The organism is Phytoactinopolyspora halotolerans (assembly GCF_010550675.1).
In the GTDB taxonomy this organism is placed as follows: domain Bacteria; phylum Actinomycetota; class Actinomycetes; order Jiangellales; family Jiangellaceae; genus Phytoactinopolyspora; species Phytoactinopolyspora halotolerans.
This window is the reverse complement of sequence record NZ_JAAGOA010000002.1, coordinates 249,173-265,676: the sequence shown is the minus strand read 5'-3', so window position 1 is coordinate 265,676 and position 16,504 is coordinate 249,173. Positions and strand designations below refer to the sequence as shown.

Below are 16,504 nucleotides of genomic sequence, written 5' to 3'. Positions count from 1 at the left end.
TCATGGGGTGGGGTTGAGGGTGGTCGCGGCAAGGTTGTGGAAGACCTGCCGGATGTGCCGGATGCCGGTGCGTTCCCGCGAGGGGTGAACCCGATTGGTGAGCAGCACGAAATACCGGCCCAGCCGCGGATCCACGAACAGGCTGGTCCCGGTGAACCCGGTGTGACCGAACGCCTCCGGGCTCAGCAGGTCACCCACGGGCGAACCGTCCGGATCGATCCCCTGCCAGGCCAGCCCGCGTGCCTCGCCCAGCGCGGCGGTCCGGTTCTCGATCATGGTGGCGAACGTCACGGGGTGCAGAAGCACTCGTCGGTCCAGGTTGGCGACCAGAGCGCGGCCCAGGCGAGCCATGTCATCGACGCTGCTGAACAGGCCGGCATGCCCGGTCACTCCGCCGAGCACCACCGCGTTCTCGTCGTGAACCTCTCCTACGACGACCCTCCCGCGCCAGCGGCAGTCCTCGGTGGCGACGCACCGATCCCGATCCTCCTCACCGGGGCGGAACCGCGTCGACTCCAAGCCGAGAGGGCCGGAGACATACTCGTCCATCAGCGCGCTCAGTGATACTCCGGCCGCCGACTCGGCCATCAGGCCGAGCAGGATGAACCCCTGTGAGGTGTACTCGACTGCTTCTCCGGGGCGACGGCGCAGCGGCAGGATCCGCAGCCCCTCCAGCATCGCCTCGCGGGTCGGATGGCTCCGGTACATCGGCACCTGGCCGGGAACCCCGGAGGTGTGCAGCATCAGGTCCCGCACGGTCAGATCGCTCTTGTCGGTGTCCTGGAACGACGGCAGTAGCTCACCCACGGTGCTGCTCAGCGTCAGCACACCGCGTTCCAGCAGCGCCATGATCACGATTCCGACCAGCGGCTTGGTGACCGAGGCGAGGTCGAACAGGTCGGTGCGGGTGAGCGGCGCGACGCCCCAGGAACGAGTGCCGACGGCGCCCCCCGTCAGCTCGCGCTCGGCCGTCCCGACCGACCATGCCGCCGCCGAGTACACCTCCCGTTCCCGGCCCCAACCGAGCAGCTCCTCGATGCTCGTGAAGCCTCGGGTCGTGACGGTCATGCGATGCCCACGTTCCCGGCGTGGCCCTCCGCCGGGAGAACGGCCTGCAGCGTGGCCGAAAGCAGTGCTGCCTGCTCGGCGAGCAGTGCCCCGACGACCTCGATCGTCTCGGCGTTGAGATTGAACCCGAGACCGGTCACGATCAGCGCCCCTGTCTCATCGCCCGCGCGCGCCACACCCGACGCGACAGACCGGACGCCCTGGCGCGGCTCGTCGTCGTAGGCGTATCCCAGCCGCCGGGCACGCTCGACCGCCTCCGCCTCCGCCTCCGCCGGCGCGGCGTCGCGGTCGCTTCCCGGATGTCGGTCGAGAGCGAGCATGGCCACGCCGGCCGCACACTCGGCCAGCGGAGTGCGCACACCGAGACGGGGCGAGACCCGGTAGGCCTGATCCGGCTCGACGTTGTCGATCACGATCACCGACGTGCCCCACCGGATCGCGTACGACGCGGTGAGGCCGGTGCGGGTGCGCAACTCGTTCAGGCTGCGCTGGATCAAGGGACGCTCCTTGAGACCGCCGACGGTCGCCGCGGAGACACCGATCAGGGCTGGGCCGACGGTGTAGAGCCCACCGCCCAGCGCACGCACGTAACCGGCCGCCGTCAGAGACCTGAGCAGCCGATGAACCGTGGGCTTCGTCATCCCGGAGCGAGCGGCAAGGTCCCCCAGGCGCTGCGGGGCTGCCCCGGTGGCAAGTTCCGCCACCAGGGTCAGGGCCTTGTGGACTGACCCCAGGCCGGTGTCCTTCGCTTCCGCTGTCATGGGAACAGTATCGGCCACCGGTTCGCCAGGGGATCGTGCCATGTCGCTCATATTACGCCGTCGTTCTGAAATACGGAAAGCTTTACATCTATTCCAGAATAGCCTTAGTCTGTGGCAGAACTTCGCAGTGCTCCTCCTCACATCCATGGAGTGACATATGGCACCGGATGCCCGACGCTGGTCGCGGCGGTCTGCGCTGCGATTGATGGGCGCTTGCATACCGGCCGCGGCGCTGGGGGCGTTGGCGGGCGGCTGCGGCTCGGACGACGCGGGCGGCTCAGGCACCCGCGTACTACGGGTCTCCCAGCCGGATGACCCACGCGTTCTCGACCCGCAGAAGCAGGGCGACATGCCCTCGATGAACGTGCTGATCAACATCTTCGACACGTTGACCGGCCGAGACGAGAACAACGAACTCGTTCCCCGGCTCGCCCTCAACTGGGAGCCGATTGACGATCTCACCTGGCGGTTCAAGCTTCGCGAAGGGGTGACATTCCACAACGGCGAACCGTTCGACGCGCAGACGGTCAAGTTCAGTATCGAACGGTTGCTGAACCCGGAGACCGCGTCACCCATCGTCGAACTGCGGTATGTCGTCTCAGTGACCGTCGTCGACGATCACACCGTCGACATCAACACTGACCAGCCGGACCCGATCATTCCCGCCAAGCTCTCCCTGTTCGGCGGCGTCATGGTGCCGCCCGGGTACATCGGCGAGGTGGGCGACGCCGAGTTCGCCGAGCGACCCGTCGGGACCGGCCCGTTCCAATTCGTCCGCCTGCAGCGCGCCGTCGAGACCGAGCTCAAGGCGAACCCCGACCACTGGGCCGGCCCGCCCGCCGTCGACGTCCTATTCTTCAAGCCCATCCCGAACGCGGCGTCCGCACTAGCCGCGCTGCAGAGCGACGAGGTCGACCTGGTCACGGGGATGGTGCCCGACGCCGCGCTCCAGCTCGAGGGCTACCACGGCATCGAGAACAACAGCTACCCGGGAATCCGTACCTCGTACCTCTCCCTCGACACCGAGGATCCCGTGCTCAGCGACAAGCGGGTCCGGCAGGCCCTCAACCACGCCGTCGACGTCCCCCAGCTCATCGAGGCGGTGCTCAACGGCCACGCCCGGGAAGTGCCGACGATGATCCCCCGGGAGTCGTTCGGCTTCGACGAGACCATCGAGCCCTACACCCGGGACCTGGAACGCGCCCGCGCGCTGCTGGCCGAGGCCGGCCACCCGGACGGATTCAGCACCACCCTCACAGCCTCCAACAACGACGCCTTCGTCGCCGAGGCCGTCTCCGGCCTGCTCGCCCGGGTCGGCGTCGATGCGCGCGTGGACCTGTTGGACCCGGCCATCTACTCCGCCCGCCTGACGTCGGAGAACCGGCGCGCGCTAGGACCGATCTACCTGGCGGCGAGCACCGGCTGGACGCTGGACGGCTCCAGCAACGTCCAGTCCAACGTCCGTCGCGACCGACGGCAGAGCCGGTGGACGTCCGATGCCGCCGACGCGCTGATCGACCGGGAAGAGCTGACCGTCGACCCGGAGGCGCGGCTGGCGGCGTTCTCCGAGCTGCAGAAGCTGTTGAAGGAGGAGGCGCCCTTCGTGTTCCTCTACCAGATCGACAACATCCTCGTGCACGCCTCGGGGGTGCACTGGCGGCCCAACGTCACCGGCTCGCTCGCCATGGAGCGCGCGGAGGTGACGACATGACCGACCGCCGTCGCGCCGTTCTCCGATCGGCCGGGTCCAAGACCCTCTCCGCGCTGATCGTCCTCTACCTGGCCGCTACCGTCGCCTTCCTGCTGGTGCGGATCTCCGGTGACCCGCTCGCGATGCTGCTGCCGCCGGACGCCACCCAGGAGCAGTCCGATGAGATGGCCGCGACGCTCGGCCTGGACCAGCCGCTGATCGTCCAGTACCTCGACTATCTCGGCGGGCTGGTACGTCTCGACCTGGGCGACTCCATCTTCTACGGCGAGCCGGTGAGCTCAGTGATCGCCGACCGGCTCCCGGCCACCGCGCTGCTGGCCGTCACGGCGATGGCGATCGCGCTGCTCATCGCCGTCCCCGCCGGCATCTTCTCCGCGATGCACCGTGGCAAGGCCGGCGACAAGGGGATCATCACGGTGATCCTGATCGGCCAGTCGACGCCGGCGTTCTGGGTCGGCATCCTGCTGGTCCTGATCTTCGCCGTGCAGCTGCAGGTGCTTCCGGCCGCCGGATACGGATCGGTGCAGAACCTCGTCCTGCCCGCGGTGACCCTCGCCGTCTACTCGGTGGCGGTGATCGCCCGGCTGCTGCGGTCGTCGCTGATCGACGTGCTCTCCTCGGACTACATGCGCACCGCGACGGCCAAGGGTTACGGCCCGACGCGGGCCGTACTCTCGCACGGGCTGCGCAATGCCTCGCTGCCGGTGATCACGGTGGTGGGCCTGGAGACCGGCTCGCTGCTGGGCGGCGCCATCCTGACCGAGCAGGTGTTCGGCTGGCCCGGGCTGGGGCGGCTGACGGTCGAGGCGATCTCGAACCGTGATCTTCCGCTCGTGCAGGGCACGATCCTGCTGTTCGCCGCGATCTTCGTCGTCATCAACCTCGTGGTCGACCTCTCGTACAGCGCCCTCGACCCCCGCGTCCGGCTGGAGAAGTGATGGCCACCGTCTCGATCACCACCACCGCCGACGGCGACAGCACGACGACGACCCGTCGCACCGGCCACAGCGCGTGGCGTGCACTGCGGCGCAACCGCTGGGGCATGGCGGCGCTGAGCTTCCTCGGGCTGGTGGTGATCGCCGCGCTGCTGGCACCGATGCTCGCTCCGCACGACCCACAGACACAGGATCTTCTCGGCCGGCTGGCGCCGCCGTTCTGGGATGCCGACGGCAGCGCCGCGCACCTCCTCGGCACCGACCATCTGGGCCGGGACGTGCTGAGCCGGCTGATCTACGGCAGCCGGGTCTCACTGCTCGTCGGTGTCTGCGCCGCGCTGCTCGCCGGGGTGCTCGGCGCCACTGTCGGGCTGGTCGCCGGCTACTACGGCGGCTGGGCCGACCGGATCCTGATGCGGCTGGCCGACGTCCAGCTCGCGTTCCCGTCCATCCTGCTCGCCCTGGCGGTGGTGGCGTTCCTCGGCAACGGCCTGTGGATCGTCATCATCGTCCTCGGCATCACCGGCTGGGTCGCCTACGCACGCGTCGTGCGATCCGAGGTGCTCAGCCTGAAGACCAGAGAGTTCGTCACGGAGGCGCGTGCGATCGGCGTCGGCGACCGAACCATCATCACCCGGCACCTGCTTCGCAACGTCACGGCTCCGATCGCCACCATCGGCACGCTCCAGGTGGCGTCGGTGATCGTGGCCGAGAGCGCGCTGAGCTTCCTTGGGCTCGGCGTGCCGGCGTCGGTCCCCACCTGGGGAAGCATGCTCGCCGACGGTCAGCTCTACCTCGGCACGTCGTGGTGGATCGCCGTCTTTCCCGGGCTCGCGCTGATGCTGACGTCGCTGTCCATCAACATCACCGGAGACGCCATCCGGGATGCCACCGACCCGAAGGCCTACCGCGGATGACCCCACTGCTGCGCATCTCAGACCTGACCGTCGACTTCGAGCTCGGACACCAGACGGCGCACGCGGTCCGCGGTGTCTCCCTCGACATCGCCGAGGGCGAGACCCTGGCCGTGGTCGGCGAGTCCGGCAGCGGCAAGACCGTGACGGCGCTGTCCATCCTGCAGCTCAACCCCGTCCCGCCGTGCGTCTACCGCTCCGGCTCGATCACCTTCGACGGGCGAGAGTTGTTGAGCCTTGGTCAACGCGGCCTGCGCAGCGTCCGCGGCGACCAGATCGCCATGATCTTCCAGGACCCGATGACCAGCCTGAACCCGCTTAAGAAGGTGGGGATTCAGATCGGCGAGGCGCTCCGGCTGCACCGAGGAACGTCCCGGCGCGACGGGCGCCCGGCGGTGATCGAGGCACTGGCCGAGGCCGGAGTGCCGAGGCCCGAGCAGCGGGCCGACCAGTACCCGCACGAGCTCTCCGGTGGGCTCCGGCAGCGGGTGATGATCGCCATGGCACTGGTGACCCGCCCCCGGCTGCTCATCGCCGACGAGCCGACCACCGCGCTCGACGTCACTGTCCAGGCACAGATCCTGGAACTCCTGGTCGATCTCCAGCAGCGGCATCACATGGCGATCCTGCTGATCACGCACGATTTCGGCGTCGTCGCCGACGTCGCCGACCGGGTCACCGTGATGAAGTCCGGCGAGGTGGTGGAGGAGAGCGACGTCGGCCCGATCTTCGCCGCGCCTGGCCACGACTACACCCGGCGGCTGCATGCGGCCACACCCCGGCTGGCCCCGGCCGCCACGACGGAGGTGGACGGATGAGCACGACGACAAACGACGCCACGCCGGCGACGATCGAACTGGAGAACCTGCGCAAGGAGTTCACCACGGCGGGAGGGCGGCGCACCACGGTCGCCGTCGACGACGTGTCGCTGACTGTGCGGACGAACGAGACCATGGCGGTCGTCGGCGAATCCGGATCGGGCAAGACCACCCTCACCCGGCTTCTGCTCGGACTGCTGAAGCCCACGTCCGGCCGGGTCCGGGTGGACGGAGCCGACCTCGCGGCCGGCACGCCGCAGCAGCTCAAGGAGCTTCGCCGGCGGATGCAAGTGGTCTTCCAGGACCCGTACTCCAGCATGAATCCCCGGCTGCGGGTCGCGGACATCGTGGCCGAGCCGCTGGTGACCCATGAGCCCCGGGCTCGTGGCCGCTCCGGGCGGCGGCTCCGCCGGACCAGGGTCGGCGAGCTGCTGGAGGCGGTCGGCCTCGATGCCGACGTGGCGCACCGCTACCCGCACGAGTTCTCCGGCGGTCAGCGGCAGCGGATCTCGATCGCCCGTGCGCTGGTGCTCAAGCCCAGCATCGTCGTCCTCGACGAGCCGACCAGCGCCCTGGATGTCTCGGTACAGGCACAGGTCCTGGACCTGCTCGCGCAGCTGAAGCGAGAGCTGCGCCTGACCTACGTCTTCGTCTCGCACAACCTGGCCGTGGTGAGCCGCATCGCCGACCGCGTGGCCGTGATGAAGGACGGCGGTCTTGTCGAGGTCGCCGACACCCACGAGCTGTTCAGCGCGCCGTCGCATGCCTACACGCGGGCGCTCATCGACGCCGTTCCGGAACCCGACCCGACCCGGTCCCGGCTGCGTGCCCGCCGTGACCGGACGGAGAAGACGGACGCCTGATGCGATCAGCCGAGCCGAGTCAGCACCAGGCCAGCCCCGCCGAGCAGCGTGGAGGCGTCCTCGTCGACGTCGGCCACGACGACCTGAGGGCGTTCCGCCTCCACGTTCCAGGACGTCACCTCGAGGAGGCGTCGCTCGATCCGGTCGCAGAACTCACGGCCTGCCCATCGGGCGTCGCCGTGCAGGATGAACCGCCCGGGGGCGAACAGGTGCTGGATGTTGATCAGGCCCAGCGCGATGTTGTCCGCGTAGCCGCTGAGCAGCCGGGTGGCGGGAGCGTCGCCCGTCTCCGCGAGCGACGCCAGGCCGGCGACGTCGGCAGTGGCCATCCCTGCGCCGGTGGCCTGCTGCCGCAGCCAGGCCGTCGTCGCGACGGTCTTCCAGCAGCCCGCGCTGCCGCAGGTGCAGACCTCACCGTGCGCGGCCACGATCATGTGCGCACCGCTGCGGCCACCCGGCGGAGCGATGATCTGGCCTTCGAACAGGATCCCGACGCCGAGCGTCTCGCCGGTGCTGACCGAGGCGAACGAGCGGCGGCCCCGGCCGTGCCCGAACCAGCGATCGCCCAGCGCCTGCAGCCGGGCCCGATGCTCCACGAACGCGGGCGCCCTGCCCTGCCCGGCGATCAGCGCCGCGAGCGAGAGTCCGTTCAACTGGGGCAGGTCCAGCGATTCCACGACGACGCCGGAGGTCGTATCGACCAAGCCCGGGCTTGCCACACCGATCCCGCGCACGCGGTGAAAGGTGAAACATTGCTGGATCACGTCGGAGATCACGGCCTCGACGGCGCCGACATCCCCGGACGTGTCGAACTCGCGCTCGATCAGGTGACGGATGGCACCGTCGCCGTCGACCACAGCGGCGCGCACGAGCCCGGGAAGCAGCTCGACCGCGCCCAGCGCGGTGGGACCGTCGTTCGCCACCGGCGAGTCGTGCATCGCAGCCGTCCTTCCGCAGCAGACAACCGGACCGGGCGGAGCACCCAGGCAGGGAGACGGGCATGACTGTACGACAGCTGAGCGAGCTCACGTGGCTGGAGCTGCGCGCGGCGGCGCCGAATTCGCTGGCGCTGCTCCCGATCGGCTCGCAGGAGCAGCACGGCGGTCATCTTCCGCTCGGCACCGACCAGCTGCTCGCCGAGACGGTCGTGGCCGGGGCGATGCGCGAGCTGAACGCATCCGCCCCCGACGTCGTCCTGCTGCCCAGTCTGCCGTACGGGTTCAGCCCGCATCACATGTTCGCGGCGGCGGTCACGCTGTCGTCGTCCACGCTGGTCAGCGTGCTCGGCGAGATCCTCGACAGCCTCGCCGGCGTGGGTTTTCGGCGGATGATGATCGTCAACGGCCACGGCGGCAACGACGAGGCGATGCGGCTGGCGGTCAAGGAGGCCGCGTTGCGCGCTGATGTCGCCGTCGGCGCCTGTAATTACTGGAACGTGCGCGACGCCGGGGACGGAGTCGGCGGGGACGCTGACGGCGCCGCCGATCGCGACGCCGGTCAGGGCGGCCGACGGGTGCCGGGGCACGCCGGCTGGTTCGAGACGTCGTTGATGCTCGCCGCTCATCCGGAACTCGTGCGCGCCCGCCGATGGGAGGACCGGCAAGGGACGCCGCCGCTGTTCGACCGGCCTCCGCATCCTGGCCTGGTGGCCGAGCGCCACGGCGAATGGGCCCGGGTGGGCGGTGTCACCGATGACCCGCGTGAAGCCTCGGCGGACGCGGGTGACCGGCTGCTGGCGACGCGGGTGCGCGTGCTGGCCGCCGCGATCGTCGCCTTCGCCGAGGCCACCGAGGACAGCCATGGCCCGAGCTGACCCCGGCACCACCAGCGCGGCCAGTACGTTCACGAGAGGCAACACCATGCAGATCAGATCGGTCGACGTGTGGGTCGTCAACCTGCCGCTGACCAACCCGTTCACCAGCTCGTTCGAGACCAAGACCGGAGAGACGCGGACGGTGGTGCGGATCAGGCTCGACGACGGCATCGAAGGCTGGGGCGAGACTATGTGGGGGCAGCCGGTGGCCGCCTTGGCGCGCAGGCTCGGGGACGAGCTCGTCGGCACCAGTCCGTTCGACCTGGAGGCGTTCCACGCCAGAAACGCCATGGTGCCGTTCTTCCACGGGTATCTCGGATATGCCGCACTCGCGGCGCTGGATGTAGCCTGCTGGGACGCCATCGGCAAGATCACTGCACAGCCGCTGGTGAACCTTCTGGGCGGCAGGGTCCGCGACCGAGTTCCGCTCACCGCCCTGGTCACCCGCGCGGACGCCCCCGACGCGGCCGACCGAGACCTCCCACGGGCGCTGGCCGAGCACGCGGCCGCCGTCGTCGACGGAGGCGGATTCACGGCGGTGAAGCTCAAGGGCACGCGTGACGTCTTCGGCGACGTGGCGATCCTGCGCGCCATCAGGGACCGCCTGCCCGAGGTGAACCTGCGGGTCGACCCGAACGCGGCCTGGTCGGTACCCGACTCGATCCGGGCCGGCGTTCAGCTCGAAGACGTCGACTTGGAGTACCTGGAGGACCCCTGCACCGGCCTGGAGGGTATGGCCCAGGTGCGGAGCAAGGTGCGCATCCCGCTCTGCACCAACATGTGCGTGGTCCGGTTCGAGGACTTCGCCCCAGCGGTCCGGCTCGGCTCCGTCGACATCATCCACGGCGACGTCTACAAGTGGGGCGGGATCACCGTGACGAAGAACCTGGCCGCGCACTGTTCGACGTTCGGGCTGGGCATGAACCTGCACAGCGGCGGCGAGCTTGGGATCGCTACCGCAGCTCACCTCGCGGTAGTGGGCAGTACCCCGATACTCGATCGCGCCATCGACAGCATGTATTACCTCCACGCCGACGACATCATCGAGCCGCTCGAACTCGCTGACGGGTCACTCACCGTTCCCACCGGACCAGGTCTCGGCGTAAACGTCGACGAGGACAAGCTCGGCTACTTCGCCGCCCTCAACGACAAGGAAGGCGACCTTACCCGGTGACTGGTCAGCCGGCTACGCGCATGTCCTCGTACTGGTCCCGCGCGGCCTCCAGCAGGGCTTTCCACGACGTGACGTTCGGCCGGCGGCGCAGCAACGCACGGCGCTCACGTTCGGTCATGCCGCCCCAGATACCGAACTCGGTCCGATTGTCCAACGCGTCGGCGAGACATTCCGTCCGCACCGGACAGCCGAAACACACCGCCTTGGCCCTGTTCTGCGCTGCCCCGGGCACGAACAGCTCATCGGGCTCAGCGCTGCGGCATGCCGCTTGACTCATCCAGTCATTGAGTACTGTCATACCTCGACCACCCCCGTGACCTGGGCGGGATACCGGAACACCCGCCTTGTTACCTGCATGTCTTGACGATAGGCAAAGTCCTTAGTCACAGGCTAGACCTGATCGAACCGAATGGAATCGTCCAGTCGACCCATTGCGTGATAAACGTTACATGTGATATACGCGCGTGCGCATGCGCGCTCGCTTTGTGATGTCAACGCCACACGCTAGTGTGCTTCCTATGGCCTTAAGTCCCGCTGGCATCATCACCGGCCTTCGCAGACTCTTCCTTGTCATCGGCGTGAGCGCCCTCGCAGGTGTCCTCATCGCCGGCATAGCACTCCCCGTGGTCGGCGCGCTCGGCCTCGGCGCTCGTGAGAGCTCAGACTGGTTCCAGGAGATGGAACTCGACTTCGAGCCCGGCGAACTCTCCGAGACCTCGACCATCCTCGACGCCGACGGCGACGAGCTGGCGACCGTGTTCCGAGAGAACCGAGAGTACGTCGGGCTCGACCAGATCGCCGACGTCATGATCGACGCGATCCTCGCGATCGAGGACGATCGGTTCTTCGAACGGGGGCCGATCGACTTCCAGGGAACTCTGCGCGCGCTGGTCCAGAATGTCGATGCCGGCGAGACCACAGGCGGTGGCTCGACGCTGACTCAGCAGTACGTGAAGCAGGTCCGGCTCAGCCAGGCGACCACCGACGAAGAGCGCGCGGAGGTCCTGGCCAGCGAGGGGACCGATGGATACAAGCGCAAGCTGGACGAACTGCGGATGGCCATCGACGTCGAGGCCGAGTACACCAAAGAGGAGATCCTCGAGCGGTACCTGAACATCGCCTACTTCGGCGCCGGCGCGTACGGCGTCGAAGCCGCCGCACAGACGTACTTCTCCAAGAGCGCCGCGGACCTGAACCTCATCCAGTCGGCCACACTCGCCGGTCTCGTCCAGAACCCCAACGGCTACGATCCGACCCGGAATCCGGAGGCCGCCCTGGGCCGGCGCAACGTCGTACTCACGCGGATGGCCGACACGGGAAAGATCACCGACGCCAAGGCCGCCGAGGCGCGGCAGCGGGATCTGAACCTCGATACCAGCGAGATCTCGAACGGGTGCACCGAGTCCGATTACGGGTACTTCTGCGACTACGTGATCGAAGAGATCAAGAACCTTGAAGCTCTGGGAGAGACCCCGGAGGATCGGGTCCAGGCGCTGTACAACAACGGTCTGACCATCGAGACCACGCTAGACCCCGACGTTCAGGAGGAGGCCGACGACGCCGTCTCGGACCGGGTCGCGCCCGGTGACGACAGCGTGGCCTCGCTCGCGTCCGTGGAGCCCGAGACCGGCTACATCCAAGCGCTCGCCAACTCCCGCCGGTACGGCGTCGACGGGGATGGAGTCAGCAACATCAACTACGCCGTCGACAAGAACATGGGCGGCGGCGGCGGAATGCAGCCCGGCTCGTCATACAAGGCGTTCTTCCTGGCCGCCGCGCTCGAACAGGGGATCGGCCTGAACCAGCGCTATAACTCGCCCGCTCAGATCGATCTGCAGGTCAGCAGCTTCAGCAACTGCGACGGTTCGATCCGTAGCACGGAGACGTGGAGCCCGAAGAACTACGACACTGGCTACGGCAACATCGACATCCGCGAGGCCACCGAGAAGTCCGTCAACACCTATTACGCGCAGCTCGCTCAGGATATCGGGTTGTGCGAGCCCACCCGGCTCGCCGAAGCGATGGGAGCCAAGCGGGCAGACGGTGGAGATTTCCAGCAAGTCCCGTCGATGGTGCTCGGCGCGAACGAGGTCTCACCGCTCGGCATGGCGCAGGCGTACGGCACCTTCGCCAACCGCGGCGTTCACTGCGAACCCACCGCCATCCTGAAGGTCCGGGACCGCAACGGCGACGTCATCGTCGACAACACCGAACCAGACTGCGAGCGCGTGCTGGACAAGGAAGTCGCCGACGCGGTGAACTCTGTCCTCGAGGGTGTCATCCACAACTCGGGCGCCACCGGTGGCCGGATGCAGCTGGAGGACGGGCGCCGTGCCGCAGGCAAGACCGGTACCACGAACAATGCCATCGCGGTCTGGTTCGTCGGCTACACTCCGCAGATCGCCACCGCGGTGGCGGTCGCCGACGTGGACCCACCGCAGGAAGGTCTGGACGGACGGAGCTTCAACGGCGAAACCATCGCTGAAGCGTGTGGTGGGTGTGTGCCCGGTCCCATCTGGAAGCAGTTCATGGACGAGGTCCATGAGGGCAAAGACCAGGAAGAGTTCAACGAGCCCGACGGCAGCGTGATCAACGGGGTCACCACGACGGTTCCCGACGTCCGCGGTATGAGCGAAGACGACGCGATCGACGCCTTGGAGGACGAGGGTTTTTCGGTGTCCGTGGCGGCTCGGATCAATTCTGACTTACCCGAGGGAGTCGTCGTCAGCAGCGATCCTGGCGCCGGCTCCGAGACGGCGTCCGGCACCACCGTCCAGCTCTTCGTCAGCAATGGCGTTCCGCCCCAGCGCGATGACGAGGACGACGAGGATGACGAGGACGATGACGACGACGATGATGGAGGCTTGCGTGTCCCGGAGCAGCCTGCCCCGACTCTGTCGCCACCTGATCCCGACGGCAACGGCAACGGCAACGGCAACGACAACGACAACGGTGATGATGATGATGACGACGACGAGGGCTGGAGCTGACCAGACCGGCATCCTGACTCGTTCCTCGTGGGGCTAGCGCGCTGAGCCGCTCCGCCGACTCCATCAGCATCAGTGAGAACCCATGAGCAAGAGGCCGCAATGAAACGAGTGCTCAAGGTCGGTTCGGCTACGCTCGTCAGCTACGTCGTCGCCCACCTGATTCTGGCGTCCGCATTCATGGGAATTGTTGAGTGGCTCGGCTATTCGAGCACTACGGGGCTGTGGTATGCCGAGAATGCCGCGCCGGTGGTGGCCGTCTTGATCGGGCTCCTCGCAGGGTGGTCGGCGTACCGATCGGCGCGTCGGCGCTCCGCGCCTCCCGGCTGGTATACCTACGGCAACGATCGAGATCTCCAGCGGTGGTGGGACGGCCAGAGGTGGACTCAGGCCACACGACAACGTATCGCCGAGCGGGAAGAGTCTTCGTCAGGACGATGAGCTTGCCCTGACGCAAGCGAGCACATCGGGAGTATGGTTCAGCCCGCGAGCAGGCGGCCGATCTCCCTAAGGCCTTCCAGGTCGTGCACGTCGGTCGGGAGCGCCTGAACGGGAGCGACCGGCACGTCGGGGTGAGCCGCGCTGAACCGCTCAGCCGTCCGTCGGTCGTGTGCGGCCGCCGCCAGGCGATCCGCGTGCAGCCGCAGCAGCGAGGCGGTCAATTCGTGTCCGTCCAGCGCCTCCAGGCGTTCCGCTCCGGCGACGGCCTGCTCCTCGCTGATGCCGCCCGCGTCCCCGACGTGCAGGCGGTTTAGCACCAGGCCCGCAAGCGGCATCGCCTCCTCGGACAGACGGTCCACGAAGTAGGACGCCTCGCGTAGCGCGTCCTGCTCAGGAACGGCCACCACCAGGAAGGACGTCTCCGGTCGCTGCAGTAACGCGTACGTCTGTTCCGCCCGCTCCCGAAACCCGCCGAACATCGTGTCCAGGGCGTTGACGAACGTCTGCACATCGCGCAGCAGCTCGCCGCCGAGCACCTTGGTCAGTGCGCCCGTCACCACATTGAACCCGGCCTGGAAGACCTTCCGGTACGCCTTGCCGCCGGTCCGGGCCGGCCCACCGAGCAACCGGATCAGGCGGCCGTCGAGAAACGACCCGAGCCGTTCCGGCGCGTCCAGGAAGTCCAGCGCGGACCGCGACGGCGGTGTGTCGACGACAACCAGGTCCCACTGGTCGCGGCGACGCAGCTGACCCAGCTTCTCCATCGCCATGTACTCCTGCGTCCCCGCGAACGACGACGACAGCGCCTGGTAGAAAGGGTTCGCGAGGATCTGCCGAGCCCGGTCCGGCGTGGTGTGCGCCTCGACGACCTCGTCGAACGTCCGCTTCATGTCGAGCATCATGGCGTCCAGCCCGCCACCCGCCCCGACATCCACGCCGGTCACCTTCCGCGGCACGTTGTCCAGCTCGTTCAAGCCCATGGACTGTGCGAGCCGTCGTGCGGGATCGATCGTCAGCACGACAACCTGGCGGCCGCGCTCCGCGGCGCGCAGCCCCAGTGCCGCCGCCGTCGTCGTCTTGCCGACGCCCCCGGAGCCGCAGCACACGACGATGTGCGTGCGCGGATCGTCGATGAGATGGTCGACGTCGAGGTGCGGCCGGCGTCGGCGAGCGGTCACGAAGCCCCCTGTCCGTTCAGCAGCTCGGCGAACTCGTACAGCGCCGTCGGGTCGATTGCGCCAGTCAGGTGCGGCAGCTCGTACACGGGCCGGCCCAAACCCTCCAGGCTGGCCCGTGCGTCGTTCTCCAGGTCGATCCGCTTGGCGTGCCCGGAGGCCTCCTGGCGGAGCTGGTCGACGAACGCGTCGGTGTCCGGCAGCGCGGCAGCTCGCAGGCTCTCCGCAATGGCAGAACGGTTCAGCTGCCCCGACCTCGCCACCGCGAGATCATCCGCACTCAGAAACGGCGTACGGGTCTGGTTGATCACCACCGCACCGACCGGTATCTTCGCCGCACGCAGCTCGGCGATCGCGTCGACCGTCTCCTGCACCGGCATCTCCTCCAGCACGGTGACGACATGCACGACCGTTCGCGGGCTGTGCACCAGTGAGGTGATCGCGCTCGCCTGCCGATGGATCGGCCCTACCCGCGCCAGTGAGGACACAGCGGTGTTCACGTCCAGAAAGCGGGTCACCCTCCCTGTGGGCGGCGCGTCCAGCACGACCGCGTCGTAGACGTACTCACCGTTATCCTTCCGGCGCCGCACCGCCTCGTAGGTCTTGCCGGTCAGCAAGACGTCCCGGAGCCCGGGGGCGATCGTCGTGGCGAAGTCGACGAACCCGACCCGATCGAGTGCCCGTCCGGCCCGCCCCAGGCGGTAGAACATGCCCAGGTACTCGTACATCGCCTCGCGGGCGTCGATCGCGAGTCCGTAGACCTCGCCGCCGCCGGCCGCCGGCACGATGCGGTGCTCGGCGTACTCCAGCGGCGCGACGTCGAACAGCTGCGCCAAACCCTGGCGCTCCTCGACCTCGACCAGCAACACCTTTCGTCCGCCGGTCGCCAGAGCGATCGCCAGCGCCGAGGCCACGGTCGTCTTGCCGGTGCCTCCCTTGCCGGTAACGACGTGCAGCCGCACGCCTTCCCAGTCACCCATACCGGCAAAGCCTACGTAACAGTTGCCACCTCACGCGTGAACGCATAGACGGGACGTCCGTAGAGCATCCATTGCAGCAGGAACCCGATGCCCAGCGTGGTCCAGCCGCCCACGGCATCCAAGATGAAATGGTTGGCTGTCGCCATGATCACTACCAGCGTCGCCAGTGGGTAGAGGACGCCCAGCGCCTGGATCCAGCGCCGGCGCGCGAACATCACGATGAAGATGCCGCACCAGAGCGACCAACCGGCGTGCATGGACGGCATAGCGGCGTACTGGTTCGACAACTCCTGCATGTCGCCCGAGGTCAGCGATCCCCACGTCTCGTGGACGCGGAGCGTGTCGACGAAGTCGGCGCCCGGGAGCAGTCGCGGCGGCGCGAGCGGGAAGAGGAAGTAGCCGAACAGCGCCAGGCACGTCGTGAAGGCCAGTACCGTGCGCGCGGCTCGGTAACGACCCGGATGCCGCCAGTACAGCCAGACCAGCACCGCCGCCGTCACCACGAAATGCATGCTGACGTAGAAGTAGTTCATCGGGATGACGAGCCACTCGATGCCATGGGTCGTGCGGTTGATCCACAGCTCGACATCGATGTTGAGGTTCTGCTGTTGGAACCGCCACAACTCGAACCCGCGCTCCACCGCACCGGCCTGGTGATCCGGCACCGCGTTGCGGATCATCGAGTACACCCAGTACGTCACCCCGACCAGCAGCACCTCCGCGATGAAGACAGGCCGCCGAGGGGTACGGATGTGGGCCAGGACACGGCGCAGCCCGGTCGGGCCAAGCGGACCTCCCGGCGCAGGGAGCTCCTGCGCCGGGCTGTCGCCCCTGTAAAGAACTGCCACGCCGTGGTCCTACTTC

General features: G+C 68.0%; 16 protein-coding genes. 9 read left to right on the top strand and 7 right to left on the bottom strand.

What is annotated here, in order from left to right; genetic code table 11:
• Both G1H10_RS03560 and G1H10_RS03555 read right to left on the bottom strand, forming a co-directional pair.
• Positions 1-1,068: a serine hydrolase domain-containing protein gene (locus tag G1H10_RS03560; protein ID WP_163732754.1), complete on the bottom strand. Its 1,068-nt coding sequence runs from the start codon at positions 1,066-1,068 to the stop codon at positions 1-3.
• Positions 1,065-1,829, bottom strand: a complete 765-nt coding sequence (locus G1H10_RS03555; protein WP_163732753.1) for an IclR family transcriptional regulator — start codon at positions 1,827-1,829, stop codon at positions 1,065-1,067. Before G1H10_RS03555 ends, G1H10_RS03560 begins: the two co-directional genes overlap by 4 nt.
• 157 nt (positions 1,830-1,986) lie before the next feature.
• Between G1H10_RS03555 and G1H10_RS03550 the strand changes: the two genes are divergently transcribed.
• From G1H10_RS03550 to G1H10_RS03530, 5 genes are read left to right on the top strand one after another with little or no spacing between them, the layout of a single operon-like run.
• Positions 1,987-3,540, top strand: coding sequence for an ABC transporter substrate-binding protein (locus tag G1H10_RS03550; protein ID WP_163732751.1), 1,554 nt, complete (start codon positions 1,987-1,989; stop codon positions 3,538-3,540).
• Entirely contained in the window at positions 3,537-4,478 is a 942-nt protein-coding gene (locus G1H10_RS03545; RefSeq protein ID WP_163732749.1) for an ABC transporter permease, read from the top strand. Before G1H10_RS03550 ends, G1H10_RS03545 begins: the two co-directional genes overlap by 4 nt.
• Complete coding sequence (locus G1H10_RS03540; protein WP_163732747.1) at positions 4,478-5,392, top strand: ABC transporter permease; 915 nt, start codon at positions 4,478-4,480, stop codon at positions 5,390-5,392. Before G1H10_RS03545 ends, G1H10_RS03540 begins: the two co-directional genes overlap by 1 nt.
• Complete coding sequence (locus G1H10_RS03535; RefSeq protein WP_163732745.1) at positions 5,389-6,207, top strand: ATP-binding cassette domain-containing protein; 819 nt, start codon at positions 5,389-5,391, stop codon at positions 6,205-6,207. Before G1H10_RS03540 ends, G1H10_RS03535 begins: the two co-directional genes overlap by 4 nt.
• On the top strand, positions 6,204-7,070 hold the full coding sequence (locus G1H10_RS03530; protein WP_163732743.1) for an ATP-binding cassette domain-containing protein: 867 nt from the start codon (positions 6,204-6,206) through the stop codon (positions 7,068-7,070). Before G1H10_RS03535 ends, G1H10_RS03530 begins: the two co-directional genes overlap by 4 nt.
• 5 nt (positions 7,071-7,075) lie before the next feature.
• Here G1H10_RS03530 and G1H10_RS03525 read toward each other — a convergent pair whose 3' ends face one another.
• Positions 7,076-8,008: an ROK family protein gene (locus G1H10_RS03525; RefSeq protein WP_163732740.1), complete on the bottom strand. Its 933-nt coding sequence runs from the start codon at positions 8,006-8,008 to the stop codon at positions 7,076-7,078.
• A 62-nt stretch (positions 8,009-8,070) separates the two neighbouring features.
• Here G1H10_RS03525 and G1H10_RS03520 point away from each other — a divergent pair, with 62 nt between their 5' ends.
• Both G1H10_RS03520 and G1H10_RS03515 read left to right on the top strand, forming a co-directional pair.
• Positions 8,071-8,883 (top strand): creatininase family protein, encoded by an 813-nt coding sequence (locus G1H10_RS03520; protein ID WP_163732737.1) that lies wholly within the window; start codon positions 8,071-8,073, stop codon positions 8,881-8,883.
• 46 nt (positions 8,884-8,929) lie between these two features.
• Positions 8,930-10,057 carry a mandelate racemase/muconate lactonizing enzyme family protein gene (locus tag G1H10_RS03515; RefSeq protein ID WP_163733331.1) on the top strand — a complete coding sequence of 376 codons (1,128 nt, stop codon included), beginning with the start codon at positions 8,930-8,932 and terminating at the stop codon, positions 10,055-10,057.
• 4 nt (positions 10,058-10,061) lie between these two features.
• On the opposite strand, the gene G1H10_RS03510 is transcribed toward G1H10_RS03515, so the two are convergent.
• A complete protein-coding gene (locus G1H10_RS03510) occupies positions 10,062-10,355 on the bottom strand; it encodes a WhiB family transcriptional regulator (protein WP_163732733.1) in 294 nt (97 codons plus the stop codon).
• Positions 10,356-10,575: 220 nt separating this feature from the next.
• Here G1H10_RS03510 and G1H10_RS03505 point away from each other — a divergent pair, with 220 nt between their 5' ends.
• Together G1H10_RS03505 and G1H10_RS03500 are read left to right on the top strand one after the other, a co-directional pair.
• Complete coding sequence (locus G1H10_RS03505) at positions 10,576-13,047, top strand: transglycosylase domain-containing protein (RefSeq protein ID WP_246219148.1); 2,472 nt, start codon at positions 10,576-10,578, stop codon at positions 13,045-13,047.
• A 99-nt stretch (positions 13,048-13,146) separates the two neighbouring features.
• Positions 13,147-13,485: a DUF2510 domain-containing protein gene (locus G1H10_RS03500; protein ID WP_163732727.1), complete on the top strand. Its 339-nt coding sequence runs from the start codon at positions 13,147-13,149 to the stop codon at positions 13,483-13,485.
• 38 nt (positions 13,486-13,523) lie between these two features.
• On the opposite strand, the gene bagB is transcribed toward G1H10_RS03500, so the two are convergent.
• From bagB to G1H10_RS03485, 3 genes are read right to left on the bottom strand one after another with little or no spacing between them, the layout of a single operon-like run.
• Complete coding sequence (gene bagB / locus G1H10_RS03495) at positions 13,524-14,663, bottom strand: ArsA family ATPase (protein ID WP_163732724.1); 1,140 nt, start codon at positions 14,661-14,663, stop codon at positions 13,524-13,526.
• Positions 14,660-15,640, bottom strand: a complete 981-nt coding sequence (gene bagA, locus G1H10_RS03490; protein ID WP_163732721.1) for an ATPase BagA — start codon at positions 15,638-15,640, stop codon at positions 14,660-14,662. The genes bagB and bagA overlap by 4 nt, the downstream gene beginning before the upstream one ends.
• Positions 15,641-15,651: 11 nt before the next feature.
• Complete coding sequence (locus tag G1H10_RS03485) at positions 15,652-16,488, bottom strand: phosphatase PAP2 family protein (protein ID WP_216852866.1); 837 nt, start codon at positions 16,486-16,488, stop codon at positions 15,652-15,654.
• Between the last annotated feature and the right edge of the window lie 16 nt (positions 16,489-16,504).

Bases quoted from the DNA above. Each gene is read 5' to 3' on its own strand.
- G1H10_RS03525 (WP_163732740.1), bottom strand. From the start codon at position 8,008: ATGCACGACTCGCCGGTGGCGAACGACGGTCCCACCGCGCTGGGCGCG.
- bagA (WP_163732721.1), bottom strand. From the start codon at position 15,640: ATGGGTGACTGGGAAGGCGTGCGGCTGCACGTCGTTACCGGCAAGGGA.
- G1H10_RS03520 (WP_163732737.1), top strand. From the start codon at position 8,071: ATGACTGTACGACAGCTGAGCGAGCTCACGTGGCTGGAGCTGCGCGCG.
- G1H10_RS03540 (WP_163732747.1), top strand. From the start codon at position 4,478: ATGGCCACCGTCTCGATCACCACCACCGCCGACGGCGACAGCACGACG.
- G1H10_RS03560 (WP_163732754.1), bottom strand. From the start codon at position 1,068: ATGACCGTCACGACCCGAGGCTTCACGAGCATCGAGGAGCTGCTCGGT.
- G1H10_RS03535 (WP_163732745.1), top strand. From the start codon at position 5,389: ATGACCCCACTGCTGCGCATCTCAGACCTGACCGTCGACTTCGAGCTC.
- G1H10_RS03505 (WP_246219148.1), top strand. From the start codon at position 10,576: ATGGCCTTAAGTCCCGCTGGCATCATCACCGGCCTTCGCAGACTCTTC.
- G1H10_RS03545 (WP_163732749.1), top strand. From the start codon at position 3,537: ATGACCGACCGCCGTCGCGCCGTTCTCCGATCGGCCGGGTCCAAGACC.
- G1H10_RS03515 (WP_163733331.1), top strand. From the start codon at position 8,930: ATGCAGATCAGATCGGTCGACGTGTGGGTCGTCAACCTGCCGCTGACC.
- G1H10_RS03555 (WP_163732753.1), bottom strand. From the start codon at position 1,829: ATGACAGCGGAAGCGAAGGACACCGGCCTGGGGTCAGTCCACAAGGCC.
- G1H10_RS03500 (WP_163732727.1), top strand. From the start codon at position 13,147: ATGAAACGAGTGCTCAAGGTCGGTTCGGCTACGCTCGTCAGCTACGTC.
- G1H10_RS03530 (WP_163732743.1), top strand. From the start codon at position 6,204: ATGAGCACGACGACAAACGACGCCACGCCGGCGACGATCGAACTGGAG.
- G1H10_RS03510 (WP_163732733.1), bottom strand. From the start codon at position 10,355: ATGACAGTACTCAATGACTGGATGAGTCAAGCGGCATGCCGCAGCGCT.
- G1H10_RS03550 (WP_163732751.1), top strand. From the start codon at position 1,987: ATGGCACCGGATGCCCGACGCTGGTCGCGGCGGTCTGCGCTGCGATTG.